Source organism: Methylocystis echinoides (genome assembly GCF_040687965.1).
Classification (GTDB): Bacteria; Pseudomonadota; Alphaproteobacteria; order Rhizobiales; family Beijerinckiaceae; genus Methylocystis; species Methylocystis echinoides_A.
This window is the reverse complement of record NZ_CP156084.1, coordinates 3,404,025-3,419,939: the sequence shown is the minus strand read 5'-3', so window position 1 is coordinate 3,419,939 and position 15,915 is coordinate 3,404,025. Positions and strand designations below refer to the sequence as shown.

General features: G+C 57.8%; 16 protein-coding genes. 7 read left to right on the top strand and 9 right to left on the bottom strand.

Annotation, left to right across the window (positions count from 1 at the left end; translation table 11 throughout):
* Nucleotides 1–17: 17 nt before the first annotated feature.
* From RVU70_RS16755 to RVU70_RS16725, 7 genes are all read left to right on the top strand, one after another.
* A complete protein-coding gene (locus RVU70_RS16755) occupies nucleotides 18–347 on the top strand; it encodes a hypothetical protein (protein WP_363348320.1) in 330 nt (109 codons plus the stop codon).
* A gap of 123 nt (nucleotides 348–470) precedes the next feature.
* A complete protein-coding gene (locus RVU70_RS16750) occupies nucleotides 471–2,957 on the top strand; it encodes a cation-translocating P-type ATPase (protein ID WP_363348318.1) in 2,487 nt (828 codons plus the stop codon).
* A gap of 86 nt (nucleotides 2,958–3,043) precedes the next feature.
* Nucleotides 3,044–3,535: a sulfur carrier protein DsrE2 gene (gene dsrE2 / locus RVU70_RS16745; protein WP_363348316.1), complete on the top strand. Its 492-nt coding sequence runs from the start codon at nucleotides 3,044–3,046 to the stop codon at nucleotides 3,533–3,535.
* A gap of 8 nt (nucleotides 3,536–3,543) precedes the next feature.
* Nucleotides 3,544–3,771: a sulfurtransferase TusA family protein gene (locus RVU70_RS16740; protein ID WP_363348314.1), complete on the top strand. Its 228-nt coding sequence runs from the start codon at nucleotides 3,544–3,546 to the stop codon at nucleotides 3,769–3,771.
* Nucleotides 3,772–3,890: 119 nt separating this feature from the next.
* Nucleotides 3,891–4,526 carry an outer membrane protein transport protein gene (locus RVU70_RS16735; RefSeq protein WP_363348312.1) on the top strand — a complete coding sequence of 212 codons (636 nt, stop codon included), beginning with the start codon at nucleotides 3,891–3,893 and terminating at the stop codon, nucleotides 4,524–4,526.
* Entirely contained in the window at nucleotides 4,414–5,190 is a 777-nt protein-coding gene (locus RVU70_RS16730; RefSeq protein ID WP_363348310.1) for an outer membrane protein transport protein, read from the top strand. The genes RVU70_RS16735 and RVU70_RS16730 overlap by 113 nt, the downstream gene beginning before the upstream one ends.
* Before the next feature lie 690 nt (nucleotides 5,191–5,880).
* The gene (locus RVU70_RS16725) at nucleotides 5,881–6,447 is read left to right on the top strand and encodes a Panacea domain-containing protein (protein WP_363348308.1); all 567 of its coding nucleotides are present in this window, start codon (nucleotides 5,881–5,883) and stop codon (nucleotides 6,445–6,447) included.
* 919 nt (nucleotides 6,448–7,366) lie between these two features.
* Here the strand turns inward: RVU70_RS16725 and RVU70_RS16720 are convergent.
* From RVU70_RS16720 to RVU70_RS16680, 9 genes are all read right to left on the bottom strand, one after another.
* Complete coding sequence (locus tag RVU70_RS16720) at nucleotides 7,367–7,930, bottom strand: hypothetical protein (RefSeq protein WP_363348306.1); 564 nt, start codon at nucleotides 7,928–7,930, stop codon at nucleotides 7,367–7,369.
* Nucleotides 7,931–8,040: 110 nt separating this feature from the next.
* On the bottom strand, nucleotides 8,041–8,607 hold the full coding sequence (locus RVU70_RS16715; RefSeq protein WP_363348304.1) for a hypothetical protein: 567 nt from the start codon (nucleotides 8,605–8,607) through the stop codon (nucleotides 8,041–8,043).
* 322 nt (nucleotides 8,608–8,929) lie between these two features.
* The gene (locus RVU70_RS16710; protein WP_363348302.1) at nucleotides 8,930–9,955 is read right to left on the bottom strand and encodes a hypothetical protein; all 1,026 of its coding nucleotides are present in this window, start codon (nucleotides 9,953–9,955) and stop codon (nucleotides 8,930–8,932) included.
* A gap of 323 nt (nucleotides 9,956–10,278) precedes the next feature.
* Nucleotides 10,279–10,446, bottom strand: a complete 168-nt coding sequence (locus RVU70_RS16705; protein ID WP_363351383.1) for a KGG domain-containing protein — start codon at nucleotides 10,444–10,446, stop codon at nucleotides 10,279–10,281.
* Nucleotides 10,447–11,125: 679 nt separating this feature from the next.
* Nucleotides 11,126–11,344 carry a hypothetical protein gene (locus RVU70_RS16700; RefSeq protein ID WP_363348300.1) on the bottom strand — a complete coding sequence of 73 codons (219 nt, stop codon included), beginning with the start codon at nucleotides 11,342–11,344 and terminating at the stop codon, nucleotides 11,126–11,128.
* A 474-nt stretch (nucleotides 11,345–11,818) separates the two neighbouring features.
* Nucleotides 11,819–12,610 carry a hypothetical protein gene (locus RVU70_RS16695; protein ID WP_363348298.1) on the bottom strand — a complete coding sequence of 264 codons (792 nt, stop codon included), beginning with the start codon at nucleotides 12,608–12,610 and terminating at the stop codon, nucleotides 11,819–11,821.
* The gene (locus RVU70_RS16690) at nucleotides 12,603–13,151 is read right to left on the bottom strand and encodes a hypothetical protein (protein WP_363348296.1); all 549 of its coding nucleotides are present in this window, start codon (nucleotides 13,149–13,151) and stop codon (nucleotides 12,603–12,605) included. Before RVU70_RS16690 ends, RVU70_RS16695 begins: the two co-directional genes overlap by 8 nt.
* A 13-nt stretch (nucleotides 13,152–13,164) precedes the next feature.
* Nucleotides 13,165–14,763, bottom strand: coding sequence for a hypothetical protein (locus RVU70_RS16685; RefSeq protein ID WP_363348294.1), 1,599 nt, complete (start codon nucleotides 14,761–14,763; stop codon nucleotides 13,165–13,167).
* 1 nt (nucleotide 14,764) lies between these two features.
* Nucleotides 14,765–15,250 (bottom strand): hypothetical protein, encoded by a 486-nt coding sequence (locus RVU70_RS16680; RefSeq protein WP_363348292.1) that lies wholly within the window; start codon nucleotides 15,248–15,250, stop codon nucleotides 14,765–14,767.
* Between the last annotated feature and the right edge of the window lie 665 nt (nucleotides 15,251–15,915).

Here is a 15,915-nt window from a genome sequence, read left to right as displayed (position 1 = left end):
GCCAACCGAGAGATGCCATGAAAAAGTTTCTGTTTCTCTTCGCGATTCTGCCCACCCTGGCCTACGCCGGCGACGACGCCGTCGACTGCGCCAAGAAAAACGACGGCTCGGTGAAATGTGACGTCAAGAAGGACCAGGTCGTCGTCGACGCCATTGTGGTCAACGGCGGCGATTGCCCCGTGGCCGAAAACGACAAGGTTCTCCATCACGCCTACAAGATCGGCGAGAAATTTACGGTGCCCGCCAAGAGCGACAGCCCCTTGCCGGGCTTTGGCGGCTGCAGCTATGTCCGCGCCGTCACGATCAAAACCAACGACGGCAAGCAGAAGACCTTCGCCCCCTTGTAAGCAGTTGAGCGCAAGATGGCCGCGCCCCCCTCGCGGCCATTTTCTTTTGTCTCGGGGAGGCTTTCTCGGCGCGCCGAAGCCGCGCTAGTTTCCGGCCACAGCGAATCGCCGTCCGGGAGCCGCATGACCCATCCCAGCCTGCCGGGCCTGACTTCCGAAGAGGCCGCCCGGCGCCTCGTGGAATATGGGCCCAACGCCCCTCCCGAGGCGCCCCGGCGCGGCATTCTGCAAATTGCGCTCCGCACGCTGAAAGAACCTATGTTCTTCCTGTTGGCTGCGGCGGCGACCCTCTACCTTTTCGTGGGCGATCTGGGCGAAGGCCTGTTCATGGTCGCCGGCGCGGCCGCCTCTATTTCGCTCGTCGTCATTCAGGAGTTGCGCAGCGAACGCGCGCTGGAGGCGCTGCAGAGACTCGCCGAACCCATGGCGCATGTCCGGCGCGACGGAGTTGAGCAGCGCATACCGGCGCGGGATCTCGTGCCGGGTGACATTGTCCTGATCGGCGAGGGTCAGCGCATTCCAGCCGACGCCCTGCTTGTTGCGGGCGACGCGCTGGTCATCGACGAATCCATTCTCACGGGCGAATCGGCGCCGGTCACGAAGACCTTGGCGGGGGACGGCGCGACGCTGGATTTCCCCGATCCGGGGGGCGACGGCACGCCCTTCGTCTATGCAGGCTCGATGATCGTGCGCGGCTCGGGCGTTGCGCGCGTCGGGCGCACCGGCGCGCTGACGGCCGTCGGCGGCCTTGGCGCCTCGCTTGCCGCGATCAAGGGCGAGCCGAGCCCGCTCCAGAAGCGGACCGGCGAGCTGGTCGCGCGGCTCGGCGCCTTTGCGCTTTTCTTCTGCGCGCTGGTCATTCTCTCCTATGGGCTCGTGCACGGCGACTGGTTCGAAGGCGCCATCGCCGGCATCACGCTCGCCATCGGCCTGCTGCCGGAAGAATTTCCGATGGTGCTGGCGATCTTTCTTGCGCTTGGCGCCTTCCGGCTGGCGCGCCGCAATGTGCTGGTGCGCCGTTCGTCGGTGACGGAGACGCTGGGCTCCACCTCGCTGCTCTGCGTCGACAAGACCGGCACGATCACCGAAAACCGCATGACGGTCGCAGCGCTCTACACGGGGGGCGCCGTCGAGCCCGTTCCGGACTCGCCCGACGCCGATGAGCATCGGCTCATCCGCGCGGCGCTGCGCGCCTCCTCGGAAAACCCGGTCGATCCGATGGACCGCGCGGTGCACGCGCTCGCCGAGCGGCTCGAAATCCCGGCGGGCGGCGCGGTCATCGAGAGCTTTCCGATCCGGCCGGAGCTTCTCGCCTTCACCCAGTCCTGGCGGGTCGAGGGCGGCGCGCTCAAGGCCGCCAAAGGCGCGCCTGAAGCCATTCTGCGGCTCGCGGATGCGGACGCCCCGACCCACGCGCGCTACAGCGCCGTCGTTGAAGAGATGGCGCGCGACGGGATGCGGGTGCTCGCCGTCGCCGAGACCGAGCCGGTCGTGAGCGATCTCGACGCGGCGGCTTATGTCCTGAGGGGCCTCGTCGCCTTCGAGGACCCCATCCGCGACGACGTTCCGCAAGCGGTGGCGGCCGCGCGGCGGGCGGGCGTTTCGGTCGCCATGATTACCGGCGACTATCCCGCCACAGCGCTCGCCATCGCCCGCGACGCCGGCATCGACGCGACCGGCGGGGTGCTGACCGGCGCGGAGGTCGCCGCGACGCCTGTGGAGGACATCGCGCAAAAAATCCGCGATGTGCGCGTCTTCGCCCGCGTCATGCCGACAAACAAGCTGGCCCTCGTCGAAGCCTTCAAGGCCGCCGGCCATATCGTCGCCATGACAGGCGACGGCGTCAACGACGGCCCTGCCCTCGCCGCGGCCCATATCGGCGTCGCCATGGGCCAGCGCGGCTCCGACGTCGCGCGCGAGGCGGCGCATATCGTGCTTCTCGACGACCGCTTCGCCTCGATCATCGCGGGCATCGAGCTCGGCCGGCGCATCTCGAGCAATCTGCGCAAGGCGCTGACCTATGTCACCGCTATCCACATCCCGATCGCTGGCCTCGCCCTCGCGCCCATTCTGATGGGCCTGCCGCCGATGCTGCTGCCGGCGCATGTTGTGCTGATGGAGCTGATCATCGACCCGACCTGTTCGCTCGCCTTCGAGGCGGAGCCCGGCGAAAAAGACGCCATGCTCAAACCGCCTCGCCCGCAGAGCGAGCCGCTGTTCGGGTTGCGGGACCTGATCTTCGGGGCGGTTCAGGGTCTCGCGGTCTTCCTCGCGGTTCTCAGCATTTACGTCCTGGCGGTCAGTTTCGGCGTCGATGAAGCGCAAAGCCGCGGCCTCGCCTTCGCCACGCTGATCGTCGGCAATCTGTCGCTCGCCCTGTCGGACGCTCTGCCGAAGGGCGTCTCGCCCTTCGCACGTGAGAATGCGTTCTTCTGGGTCATTGCGACAGTGGCGCTCTCGGTCGTCGCGGCTGGCCTCTATTTCCCGCCGCTTGCCGCCCTGCTGCGCTTCGCCCCGCCGCCGCCCGAGGATCTCGCCTTGGCGGCGCTTCTCGGGATGAGCGCGGGCGGGTGGTCTGGGTTGTGGCGGCGGCTCGCGTCGTCAGGCTGATTTAGAAAAGCGGGCGTTTGCATTTCCGCCGCGCCGGCTGGTATGGGCTTTGCCTCGCCCGCTGCGGCGCAACCAACGGACACCACGTGACAGCCGAGAATCGCAAATCGCTCTCCATCATCGTCTCCAAAGGGACGCTCGACTGGGCCTATCCGCCCTTCATCCTGGCGACGACCGCGGCCGCCATGGATATGGACGCGACGCTGTTCTTCACCTTCTACGGCCTGGGCCTGTTGAAAAAGCAGCTGGATCTCGAAGTCTCGCCGCTCGGCAATCCGGCGATGAAGATGCCGGTCGGCGGCCTGCATCTCGGCATGCCCAATCTCGTCGCGGCGCTCCCCGGCGTCACCGCCGGCGCCACCGCGATGATGAAGAACATGATCGCCAAGAAGGGCGTCGCCAGCATCGAAGAATTGCGCGACATCGCCCTCGAAAGCGGCGTCAAGCTCGTCGCCTGCCAGATGACCATGGACCTTTTCGAGTTCAAGAAGGAAGACATGATCGAGGGCGTCTGCTTCGGCGGCGCGGCGACCTATCTCGAAGAGGCCGTAAAGGCCGACGTCAATCTTTTCATCTAGGACCCCCGATGACAGACCGGACCTTGGACGCGCGCGGCCTCAATTGTCCTCTGCCAATTTTGCGCACCAAGAAAGCGCTGAAGGAGATCGCGGTCGGCGAGACGCTCGAAGTGCTCGCGACCGACCCCGGCTCGATGGCTGATTTCGCGGCGTTTGCGCGCCAGACCGGGGACGAGCTGGTGAGCGCCGAAGAACTCGACGGCCATTTCCGTTACGTGCTGCGGCGCAACAGCTGACTTGTTGCGCGGATGTCGCACGGCAGGCTTTTCCTTTGAAGCGCGCCGTTCCGCCTTGCGTAAGGCCCGGACATTAGGCTGATCTTCACCATAAGGTTTGCCTAGCCCTGGCCCACGCCATGCGTATGTATTTTTTGCGCTCCGTCGCGCTTGTTCTTCTGATTTTCCTTTTCGCCGACGCCGCTGTCGCCGCGGACGGCTATTTCCTGATTGGCTACGGCCCGCGCCAGAAAGCGCTTGCGGGCGCGGGGGCCGCCGATCAACGCGACGCCATGGCGCTGTCGGTCAATCCCGCCGGCATTGTCGGGTTGAGGCGCCAGTTCCAGCTCGGTATGACGGTCATCAACGCCGAGCGCGGCTATTACACAAGCGGACCGACCCGCGTGATCGCGGCCGGCTATGTGGAAAGCGGCCGCCCCTGGTTCCCGGTGCCGAACAGCGGCTACATCCGTCCGATCGACGACAATTCCGCCTGGAGCGTCGTGAGTTACGCCAATGGCGGCATCAACACCTCCTTCGGCTGGGGCAATTGGCGGGCGCCGAGGGGCGGTCTTTTCGGCGGCGGCTTCGCGGGGGGTCGATCTGCAACAATCTTTCACCAGCGTCGGCTACGCGCGCCGTTTTCCGACGCCGCTGGGCGAGGTGACCCTCGGCGTCGCGCCGACGCTCGCCGTGCAGATGCTCAATGTGCAGGGCGCGGGGGCCTTTACCCCCTATTCCTCCAATCCGTATCGGCTGTCGGACATGGGCTATGATTGGTCCTGGGGCGGCGGCCTGCGCGCCGGCCTCACCTGGGCCTTGACCGGCAACGCCCGCTTCGGCTTCTCGGCCTCGACGCCCTTGTGGATGACGCGCTTCGAGAAATATGCGGGCCTCCTCACACAGAGCGGCAATTTCGACATTCCCGCCACCATGCAGGCGGGCGTGGCCTATGATCTCTTGCCCAATCTCACCGCCATGCTCGATTGGCGGCATGTCTTCTATTCGGCGGTTCCCTCCCTCGGCAATCCGTCCAATCCGCTCACCTACGGATCATTGGGATCGGAGAATGGGCCAGGGTTCGACTGGACCGACGTCGACTCCGGAGCGGTCGGCCTGGAGTGGCGCTATTCGCCGGCGCTGACGCTGCGCACCGGCTACCACTACAGCTCAAACCCGTTGCGGTGGCGCTCGGTGACAGTGAATACGCTGTCGCCGATCACCAACCGCCATCACGCGGCGATCGGGGCCAATTACGCCGCGACTCCCAATTCCGCCTTCGATTTCGCCTTTGTCTACGGCTTCAAGAATTCCTTCACCGGCGTGGAGTGGATTCCGCAGCAGCCGACCCTGCCCTTCGGCTCCGCCAATCCGCGCGCGACGATCACACCCTGGGCGCAGGGCTGGGAATTGACGCTCGGTTATGACTACAAGTCATAATAACCCCGGTTTTTCAAGGCGTTTAACATGATCTTTGCTTTTATACCCACAGCCGTATCACACATGCGCATGACGGGGGCGAGAGCCTGCCGGACGGCTGCGACAATTGCGCGCGCCCCTGCCCCGGTCCCTTATAGCGAGGTCGATTCGGACAAACGACGCAACCCGAGCAATGAGCGGCATATGCGATGGCTTGGCCGTTTGCCTCACGTGAGGCAAACCGTCAAGCTTTTGAACTTGGCTGTGCGCGTCACGTGACACTCACTGTCAAGCCCACACTTGGCCGGGGGCAGGGGGCAACCCTCCCCCGCTTAGTTTTAGGCTAAAGTTAACGGCAAAATTTGCCGTTACCTTTTCTTGACCGCGCCCCACGGCTGGCGTCGCCTCCGGCCGGACCTTTGCCGTTTGTCTTTTGCTGCGCTCGCGTTCGACGCTACCCGGTAAAGGTTTTATGCTCGGTTAGAGTATAAGGTAAGGCCCATGGCGCGCTTTGTCTGCGCTGGCGCTGTGGACATAGGTAGGAACAAACCCACCCATTCAGTTGTTTTTTACTATCCTAAAGGGTCTAATTTTCTATACTTTTGGTGGCTTAGAATCGTCAGCGCTATTGCCCATAATCTAGCGAGCGGACGAACACAGCAGCGTTTCTTGTTGGAGGGAGCGCCCTTCCAAATGGGGCGAGAGAGAGTGATGGCGGTCTATAACGCCAGAAAAGCAGCACAAGTCATAGCATATTTTGCTCTGAAAGAGCCGAGCAAACGTATTGACGTTCTCAAAGCCGTTAAACTCGTTTATCTCGCTGACCGAGAAATGATTAAAGAGCACGGCTTTCCGATTATGGACGAGCCGCATGTGTCTATGCCACATGGGCCTGTAAACTCAAAAACATATTCTCATATTCAAGGCGAGTTTGACTTGGTTAGCTGCGGATGGGCCGATTTCCTGCGCGACCGCGCAAATCATCAGGTTTCGGTAAAACACGAAGCGCCGCTGGATTGGGATGAATTAAGCGACGCAGAAATTGCTATATTGAACCGGGTTTGGGATAGATTCGGTGGCATGAATAAATGGCAGTTGCGGGATTGGACGCACGACCCCGAGAACGTGCCGGAATGGGAAGACCCGGATGGAAGCTCCCTACCGATCCCTCTAGAGCGCATCATGCTTGCTGTTGGCGTCCAAAATCATACGAAGCAGGCTCAATCCGTAAAGGAACAATACGCGCTTGACGACGTGTTTTCTAATTTGAAACAATAATGCCGGGTTATCAACCGTACAGGCGTGGCACGATTTTAGTGCCATCCGGCCCTTCTAACGACCCCGATAAGCGGCACTTATTTGTTATCTGCACGGATAAATGTGAGAAAGGTTGTTTTTTAATCGTGCCCATATGCACATGGATAAACAACCTATGCGATCCAACATGCATCCTTGCGGAATATGAGCACAGCTTTTTGTGCAGGAAGTCGTATGTTCTTTATCGAAATGCGCGAATAGAAGACGAGGATGTTTTAGTTAAGGGCGTTGAGCAAAGGGTTTTTACTAAACATAACGATATGAATGGGCAGACATTTGGCAAAATAAGAAATGGCATTTGTTTATCTCCACACACAAAGCGTCTTATAAGGGCTTACTTCGGTTGTCCTCCTATAGGCAACTGAAAATTCCGCCGCCTGCGTGGTTGCGTCGCCCTTTGTCCCAAAAAATCACCAGCAATCGTCCCCTTCTGACGGTTTAGAGAATGAAACCGGAGCAAGCAATGTCACGTCTGCTTATCGGATTTTTCTCACTGTTTCTACTCGCGACGCGAGCAAGCAGCGAGTCGTTGGATGCGACAATGGGCGACTACTTTTCGTGGTCGAAGGACGAAAGGGCCGCGTTTGCAAGTCATGCAGCCGACATACTGAGACCCAATCATCCAAACATAAATTGGGCATCAATAAAGTCATGCTTGGACCGCCAAACGCAGGCTGCGCGAATGGATTTAAAAAAGGCAGCTATCCTTTGCGTGAACGTTATGGAGCGCATGAAGTGATAGTATTCACTTGTATTTAAACGCCGGCGAAGGGCAAAATCAGCGCCTGTTAAGTTTTTGGGGCATCGTTTGCCTTTATTTGTGTTTGAGTCCCTGCCCTGCAAACGGCCCGCCCATCGCCTCCCGAACGCGGGGCCTTGCCTAACGCACCAATGGCGGCGAGATACTCATGAGTTGATAACAAGCGCCAACAAAACACAGGAGAGATAGCCACCCGACCATGTGCGAAGCAATGAGCGTAAATTGCACCCGGCCCCGTGCTGATTTGGAAAGAATTGTTGACTTTTCCCTTTCATTCTCAAACAACGCCTTATACTCAGGATTAGCGATTACGGCTGGCTGAACAATTCGGACTGAGTGCAATTCCACAGCACAGTCATGATCAGCGTGTCTAGCAATAGATTCATAGTTAAAATATGCGGTCAACGCGCATAAAAGTCCGAAGATTAAGCCGAACGCAAAGAGTAGGCCCGGACAAAACAAGAGAGCAAACTTTCCAGCCCATGGGATCGTGCTGATGCCGATGAAATTTGCTATAACAGGAAGTGCGCCAAGCCCGGCGGCGTTGATCCAAATCAGATTAGTGACCATCAGTTTTGAAAAGTCGGCCGAGAGTCTGGTAGCTTCGAAATATTTTTTCAAATGGAACTCACGCAGTTTCAACTCATATTCTGCCCATTTCAAAGGGTCGCTGATGTTTTCCATATGTAATATCCTCTTCTATAGGAACCTTTGATGTGCGGTTTCACGCGTCATATGCCATGCGTGAACGCGGACGGGACTCTGACCGGCCGGTGCGCGCGACGTTTCCCATGTCATCTATTGCCGCACCGCGATTTTGCCTCAGCCGCAACCCCTGCGAAAAACTCACGCATTGCCGATGAAGATTTCTCCATTGCCGTTGCATCATCCGGCGTAAGTTTCTCTAGAGCGACCTTTGTAACGCAGTCGCAAAGCGATGCTTGGGCAGGCAAGATTTTTCCGCCCATATTATTTTCTGATGCAGCCGCCTGTTTGCAGGTTTTTGCTATCGTTTCCCTGCTTGCTTCTTTAAACTGAGCAAATTGTTTCGGGGTCATTTGCTGATAAGTAATCGTTCCGGGTGTAGGAGAAACTGCTTCTCGCCAGTCAAAATTTCCAACGTAAAAATAATATGCTCCCAAAAATGTCAGCACGACATAACCAAGCTGGCCAAAGATCGGAATCGCGCCTAGGAGGACAGCCGATAGGAGAGCCACCCACCAACTCCAACCCTCAAGCCGCATAAGTGCGATCACGTTGAGCGGCAGAGATAGCACCATGATGATCACAACCGCGAGCCAAGCGCCTATGCCCAACGTGCCTAGGAGCATGCTGGAAAGAATATCGAGAACCTTTTTCATTATATGTGCCCCCTATTCTCGCGAGAAAAAATCCAGAAGAGTTCATTCTTATGGATCACTACCCCAATCATTTGCAAACCGACCGCCACCCAGCGCTGGCGCGGATCACGGCGCGGGCGGCGTAACGGTCACGGCGAAGGCATAACGGTCGCCAGCGTCCGATTTGAACGCCAGCTTGACAATAGACGAGCCATAGAACAGCGTTCCTATGCGTCAAACCGGGTTGGCCGGTATGATCCTGCCTCCCCGGATCGGCGCGCATATGGGCGGGCGGGAGTCCTCGAAAGACGAAGGCCGCAGGTCGGGCGGCGGGCGGCACAGATCACTCTGCCGCGCCGTCTACGGGGTCTGCGGCGACGGGCGCGGCCTTCTTCCGCTTCGCCCTCTTCGCCGCCTCAGTCGGCTTGCGTTCTGCATCATGCGCGCGCTGACGCATGGTGCGTTCGATATGATCCAGCCATTTTCGATCATCGTCCATGCCCAACCCATTCTTAGGGCGGTTTGACCGCTCTATGGTCGTCAATCGTTTGCGTTCGTGCGGTTTCAAAAATTTGTCATGCGCCTTCAAACAGTCGGCGGCGCGGGTTCGATTCTTTTTGCGAATCTCGGCGTTGTGTAGTGTGTCGGATTCGGCCATATGCTTAGAAGCCGCATCATTGTTATTCCCTTCGACCGGCGCGGGTTCCTCTTCAATGTCGTAGCGACCCGAGAGGAAATCTGCGACTTTGCGCCATTTATCTTCCGGCAAAGCGTCCACCAATTGCTTGGCGATTTCTCGCGCGGACGATTCTTCCCATTTCGGCGCAAAGCCGTTTTGATACAATTCGACTTGCTTGCGCAGACGTTCCGCTTCAAACACAGCGTCGTCACGTTGCTTCTGCGCTTCAATGATCGCCTGCCCATCGGTTGGGGCGAGCGCCCCATCAGGCGCTTCCACTTTCGGCTTGCGCGGCGTAGGCGGCTGCGTCGCCCTTTTCCATGCGCGCAGCACGGTGCTCGGATGATTGAGTCTCAGGGCCTTGGTCGCGCCAATATTCTGGCGAAACTCTTCGATGGCGTCCTGATTCGCCATGCAAGTCGCTAGGTGGCTGCGCGTCGCCTTGTCGATCTTGTCGAAGCCATGGGTTTTGAGCCACTCGCTAAAGGCGTGATCGCGGTTGCCCCGCCCCGCTTTCTCGATTTCAGCCTCAACCTGTCTGCGGCCGAATTCGAGGGCTTCGCCGACTTCCAGCCAGTCGAGCCACGTTGCTCCCGATTGAATGCGCATCCAAGCCTCCCGCCCGCTATGCACAATGTTATCGCCCGGCCTAACCTGCCCGGCGACCGTCGCCTGTTCCACGTCAATCATGTCCGCCACCGCCATCCGCCAACGCGAGGGTTAGATCATCTAACCCTCGCATGTGGAGTTAGATCGTCTAACCCTGCGGGCAAGCTTGGCGGCTGGGAGACTCTCCCAAAACGCTTCGTTCACGTTGGAGGCTCAGGCAAGCAACCCTATCCCGCCCTTCGGCGTGGTTATGTCAACCGTCCTGCAACAGTGAAACGGCGTTCATAAATCCGGCCGGCTGCATCTTTGAACAATGTTTAGAGAGGAATACCTGCCTTGGCAGGGTATGAGGACCCCGGCAGCCGGGGTCCGGCGGAATCCCTAGAGAAGTATAGGGAAACCGCTTAAACATAACTATAAAAAAGGAGCCGCGCTTTGCTCGACCCGGTGACGGAGCCGCCCTTCGATCCTGCACGCGCCGCGAGGCTGCGGTCCGTCGAAAACGAGCGTTGCTCCGGTGTAACCGCCTTGCCGCCCATGCGGGCAATGGCGCGTCGCTTCTCGGGGCTCATCGAGGCGAAGCCGCGTCGTGATTTGGCTTTCGTCTCCATCTTGCCGAATTTCTCTGACGGTCACGCCCTCTCGCAAACTCAACAAAACACTGACGCCAAGGTTTCTCGAACGAAGAGTCAAAAAACGATGGTCGATTGACGCCGGTTCGTCTTCGCAATTTGCTCGCTGCCCAATTCAGGACGCACGTTCATTGACGATTGATCTTTTCCACGTGGCGAGGAACGAAATCCAAACAGTCTTCGCCAGCACTTTCCGCCGCGACGCTGCGGTTCCTTGCCCATGGCGATGGCGGCTGCGGTCTTTATGGAGAGCTACCATTGCCCCTGAGCCCCCCGCTTCGTGCGCCACGAGGCGTTCGACAGTGTTCATAATTAGGCTTCGCCGGACGCGGCGCGTCGTCGAGTCCCATCAAAGACGAAAGACGAAGGCCGTGCAGCGCGTAGCCTTCGACGTTAGTTTCATTCCATGCCCCGGCCAGCGTGCGATCATCGTCGCAAAGATTGACTCGGGCGCGCTTAAAGAAGCGGCGGCTAAGCGGAAGGCAGAAGGCCAGAAGAAAGGCCGTGACGTTCGGTATGGGCTGGTTGCTCCCGAAATCGGGAGCAACCAACAAAGCGGATATGTCGAGCGTCAGCTTGCCGACATGGCTGGCGTGGGGAATGGCGCAGGCACACTCACTTACGCCCCGATCAGTTCGCGCAACGCGGCAAGAATACGTTCCTCAAAGCTCTCGCAAGTTTCATCGACGGCGCGCGTCCATTCAAGCGTTCCATCGGCGAAAGAAACATAGACGAGTTGCCCGTGACGGAACCTCCCGATTAACGGCGGCTGCTTCAATCCGCGTCCGGAAAGGCGCTGGAAACGAATGGGTGCAGGGTTCGGAGATTCGACTTTCATTGATCGACTCGGGGCGCATGGCGTCTTCGTTAGGTGACCAACGTGGGTTTAGGGGCGAGCCCGCACCAACCGCCCCGGAAAAAAACGGCGATGCGGGCTCTAAGCGGCGCGTAGGAGATGAAGCCAAAACCGCGTCGCTGTTCGTTTGAAATCGCCGGGAAAAGCTTCGACAAACATTTCCCGACGATCAATTTTTTGCTATGAGATTGCACAGTCGAGCGCCCCATAGCGAAATGAATAAAGAGGCAGGCGGAAAAGCGCATCCTCAAAGCCGCCTGCCCCCAACTCGCACAGAAGACACGGGGCGCTGTGAGCTACGCATCTTCCATGCGTCCCGCAAGGAGAAGAAACTTGCGGGGAACACAGAAAAGAACCGCCGGTCCGTCCAATATCGGATGCAGTTGATACGTGAACGGGCCGGCGTTTCCCACCACGAAGAAACGAGGAAACCCACATGGCGGGAATTAGCGTCATCTAGAGATTCTCGTCTCCTGGCAGTAAGTCGATGGCGAATTGCTCGATCATTGATCGGCTACGCTTTTGTGGGCGGTCTTCGTTGAATTCCGCCTCGGGATCAATGCGCAATCTTGCCCAATAATCAGCAACGCGAGTTGAGAGTTCTTCCCGCATCTTTAGGCCACCACGAATATCGAAGTCGCCCATGACTTCCTCGTGGACCGCCGCTGCGACCGATTGCGGCATTGAGATATTCCGAGTGTGGCCTTGCCCATAGAATTGTCCGCCGGTCAGGCTGCGCGCATTTGGATCACGGCGGACTTGGCGCAAGGCCATGAAGCGAAGGCGAATCGACATTCGACGAATCTCAGCGAGCTTCTGCATAAACTCCTGCGCTAATCGTTCGGCTTCGTCCGCGAAGACACGTTCGCGACAGAGTTCCACGGTGTAATCCGCTTCTTCGGCGGCGCGACGGGCGTCGGTCAATTCAGCTTCCAGAACGGGAAGGGAATCGTGCACCCCGGCAATTTGTTGGTCCAGATGATCCCGCGCGATAAGCGCCGCTGCAAAGCCTCCGGGCTCCTGCAACAAGTGGGCGTTCTCGTCGCCTTGAATTGCGCGTTTCAGATTGTCGGCTCGCGCTCTTCCCATTTCGTCGTCCAGATTTGCGAACTGTTCGTCCCGCTTCTCAACCAACGAGTCATACAGGCTATGGGCGCGATCGAGCATGTTTTCAGCGTGACGCAGTTCGGATAAGGCGGCGGCGCTGGCTTTTATTGCCTCGCGTAACTGTTGCCGGGGATTAGACATTTGAAGCCGCCTTTTCCTTCTTCCAGATTCTGTCGGAAGCTTCCTTCATTCGCTGCGCTATAAGCGTGTTACGTTCATAATCAGCCATCCGAATGGATTTCTCTCTAGCTGCATCTTGCGTCTGCTTTGTGCGCTTCGCTGCATCGGCGGTTCGTTCTCGCACCATGGATTGCGGCGGGAAGCCTTTCGTGACCTTCCCGTTGACATGCTGAACGTGCTGCTCACTTCCAATGTGCTTAACGTGATATTCGCCTACCGCTGCTTGTGGATCGGCGGGAGATTGATAGACCACTTCGAATTGATCAGGCGCATTGCCTTTTTGAATTTCGACGTTCCTCGATTCATTACCAAGTGGGATTATCTCGGGTTCACCCTGCCCATCGAATAGGACGGCAAAACCGTGTTTACGTTGACCACGAAGAGCATCATGGATATGCGCGCAATCGCGGGAATAGCCGCCGATGGCGCGGAGTTGTGCTTCAAGGTCGATAGCGGCGCTTTGCAGGGCCTCGATATGCCGACGCGTGTCGATGGCGGTCATTGGGTTGGTTCCTTTAGAGTTGGATGATCCGTGTGACAGACGAAGATTCGTCGTCGATTGACGAAGGTTCCGCGTCGGCTTGTTCTGCGCCCTTACGGGATTGGCGTTCGGCTTCCTGCTTTCGACGTTCTTCTTCTTCGCGCGCTTTGCGTTGGGCGCGCTCTTCGTAGAGCGTCGGCTTTCCGCCGTAAGCGCGGAGGAACATATCCAGCGAAAAGCCATCTGTATCGCGAATGACCGAAGATAAACCTGCGATAACGTTGGATACGTCGTCATGCATTCCGACAGGATGTGAGACCCTATCTTTGCCAGCGAAGCCTGTTCGACGTTCGAGGTTCGCTAACTGATTTATGCTCTTGGTGTCGTCAAGTAACTGGATTTTCTTTGCGTTGATGGTGCCCAGCAAATTCAGGTATAATTCTGATGTATTGAGTTTGACCGGCTCATAGGCAACGCCCTTTTTGGTGAACAACTCGCGCACGAAGCCGCTTGCGAAATTGTCGCCGTGGACTCGCGTGACGCCATAATAGGAAAGCAGTTCGGAAAGCTCGGTGACAACGTTCTCGGGAGAGAAAGGCGGCGTGAAAGCTCTCAGGGCGTCCACAATCAGCACGTCGCCTTCAAGATGACCAATCGCCATCGCGAAATCGTCCTGTCCTGATCCTGTAGCGGCGTCCACAAACGCAGAGTAAGTTAGGTCAAACGAAGGTGCTATTTCATAAACACCCGGTGCTACGCAGGCGCGTATGGCTTCCATGCTCAGGAAGCCTTCTAGGTCGGTTCTGAATTGGCCCAGCCATTCACTCTGCGCCAGTGCATAATCTTCTTCCAACGCTGCTTGAATTTCGTCTTCGTCGATTGAAGGATTGAAGTCACGACTTGCCCCTTGCGCCACAATGGTTAGAGGATCACCCTTCGGCCCGAAATGTTTGTTATAGAATTTCCAGAGGACGCCTTTGCGAGCATACGGAGAGCTAATGACGATCAACATTCCACGTGTTGTCATTAACGCCGGTTGAATAGCGCCGTTGATAATCTCGCTGTCTGGATTGGTGCTTGCTGATTCTTCCGTAAACCAGAAGGCGGACTCATCGCAGATTGCTGCCACACACGTTACGCCACGCAATCCTCTAAACGACGAAGGACGAACGGAGATTTGAATTCCATTCTTGAAGGTAACCGTTAGTGCCGTGGCATTGGCCAATTCCTTGCACAAAATCGGTTGAGACTGCACAAGTCCCAAGCAATAAGAGAATACGACCTTCGCTTGCTCGACGTTCTGCGCGCACACTAATACGACACCTACCTCCCCGACAGACAGGTTATGTGAATGATCACATAACAACGCAAAATAGATTGCTAACGCGGCTGCTATTCTTGATTTTCCACTTCGTCTTCCTGCAACCACTACAAGCCGCTTTGCGCGTTGCAAGGACTCGCATTCTCTACCACCCGTAAGCTTTGAAAAGATCGGGCGCTCGTCTTCCGTCAATGGTTCGCCCATTGCCGCAATTGCGAGCGTGCGCATGGGAAGCCATGACGCGCCTGACAATTCAGCCCCAAGCAGGTTAGGGTCCGTCAAAGCCTCGCGAATGGGAATGATAGGGAGCATGTCAGTCGCCGCTTTCCAGTGTCACGACTCGGCGCTGGCGCTTTGAAACGTATTGCCCAAGAGAAGGCGTAACGTCCTTGGCGACCTTGTTTCGCAGGGACAGGCCATTCAATGCTTCATGCATTCTTCGAACGTGGCCAGCGACGCGTGCGTAAACGTCGATACTGATGTCCTTGCCCTGCGCCATACGCATTTCCATTTCTTCGAGGCGCAATTCGCAAACGCTCACGCGACGAATTAGGCTCAACTCGGCTTCGGAAAGAGCCTCGCCGCCTGCTCCCCTAGAGAGGCAATCGACATGAAGCGCGATGATATCGCGCAGGCGGCGGGCGAATTGGGAGCGTTCGTCAACGTCGCCCATCAGCAACTTTCCGCCGTTCGTGACCCGGCTGCGCGCCTTCGGTTTGCGCACAGTTCTCTTTCTCTGCATTTTTGCAGAGCTTTCGCTTGTCAGTTCCTCATCTTGCGGGACAGTTTCGAACGTCATTTTTTTGGCTTGGACTTCGGCTTTCAGGGAGGCGGCTATTCGTGCCCCTGCTTTTCTCCCAACTGGTGAGACTGTGCATTGCGCTGTGGGTTACAGAGATGATGTATTCAGAACGGCAGAGATATCAAGCTGTTCCGATTGGAATAGGATTACAATGTATAATCGGGCGACTGGATTCGCTGGCGAAAAGACGCCCGGCGAGCGCCTCGGAGGCGGTCTGGTCTCGGCGCGCGACGTTCCTCGTTTGAATTGCGCAGTTAGAGACTGGTCGAGAGGGCGCGCGGTCGCAGGAAAAATGCTCGGCGAGCGTCTTTGTCTAGTCTCAGGTTTTGAGCCCCATAGCGCCCCGCCCATACGCCAAAATGGTCGAGAGCTACCAATATGGCCCCTGCCCGTGAGAGGCGCACCACGGGCCGGTGGAGAGAGAGGAATACGCCTCACCCGTCTTGTTCTCTCGAACGGGTGTGTGTCCAACTTCGCCATCAAAAACGGGTGTTAAGAGTCATTTCGAACGGGCTTGGTCCTGACCGCCCGCGTTGCAGCGTTGCATCCCTATAGGGGAGGGATGCAACGCAACGCGCAACGCAATGGTGAATTGTCAAGATTGCAACGCAGATGCAACGCAGATGCAACGCAGGTAAACTCTGGCGTTTTTGCTAAACCGT

Coding starts and splice junctions, on each gene's coding strand:
- RVU70_RS16740 (WP_363348314.1), top strand. CDS start 3,544: ATGACAGACCGGACCTTGGACGCGCGCGGCCTCAATTGTCCTCTGCCA.
- RVU70_RS16750 (WP_363348318.1), top strand. CDS start 471: ATGACCCATCCCAGCCTGCCGGGCCTGACTTCCGAAGAGGCCGCCCGG.
- RVU70_RS16720 (WP_363348306.1), bottom strand. CDS start 7,930: ATGGAAAACATCAGCGACCCTTTGAAATGGGCAGAATATGAGTTGAAA.
- RVU70_RS16710 (WP_363348302.1), bottom strand. CDS start 9,955: ATGATTGACGTGGAACAGGCGACGGTCGCCGGGCAGGTTAGGCCGGGC.
- RVU70_RS16735 (WP_363348312.1), top strand. CDS start 3,891: ATGCGTATGTATTTTTTGCGCTCCGTCGCGCTTGTTCTTCTGATTTTC.
- RVU70_RS16700 (WP_363348300.1), bottom strand. CDS start 11,344: ATGAAAGTCGAATCTCCGAACCCTGCACCCATTCGTTTCCAGCGCCTT.
- RVU70_RS16715 (WP_363348304.1), bottom strand. CDS start 8,607: ATGAAAAAGGTTCTCGATATTCTTTCCAGCATGCTCCTAGGCACGTTG.
- RVU70_RS16695 (WP_363348298.1), bottom strand. CDS start 12,610: ATGTCTAATCCCCGGCAACAGTTACGCGAGGCAATAAAAGCCAGCGCC.
- RVU70_RS16705 (WP_363351383.1), bottom strand. CDS start 10,446: ATGAGCCCCGAGAAGCGACGCGCCATTGCCCGCATGGGCGGCAAGGCG.
- RVU70_RS16680 (WP_363348292.1), bottom strand. CDS start 15,250: ATGACGTTCGAAACTGTCCCGCAAGATGAGGAACTGACAAGCGAAAGC.
- RVU70_RS16725 (WP_363348308.1), top strand. CDS start 5,881: ATGGCGGTCTATAACGCCAGAAAAGCAGCACAAGTCATAGCATATTTT.
- RVU70_RS16690 (WP_363348296.1), bottom strand. CDS start 13,151: ATGACCGCCATCGACACGCGTCGGCATATCGAGGCCCTGCAAAGCGCC.
- RVU70_RS16685 (WP_363348294.1), bottom strand. CDS start 14,763: ATGCTCCCTATCATTCCCATTCGCGAGGCTTTGACGGACCCTAACCTG.
- RVU70_RS16755 (WP_363348320.1), top strand. CDS start 18: ATGAAAAAGTTTCTGTTTCTCTTCGCGATTCTGCCCACCCTGGCCTAC.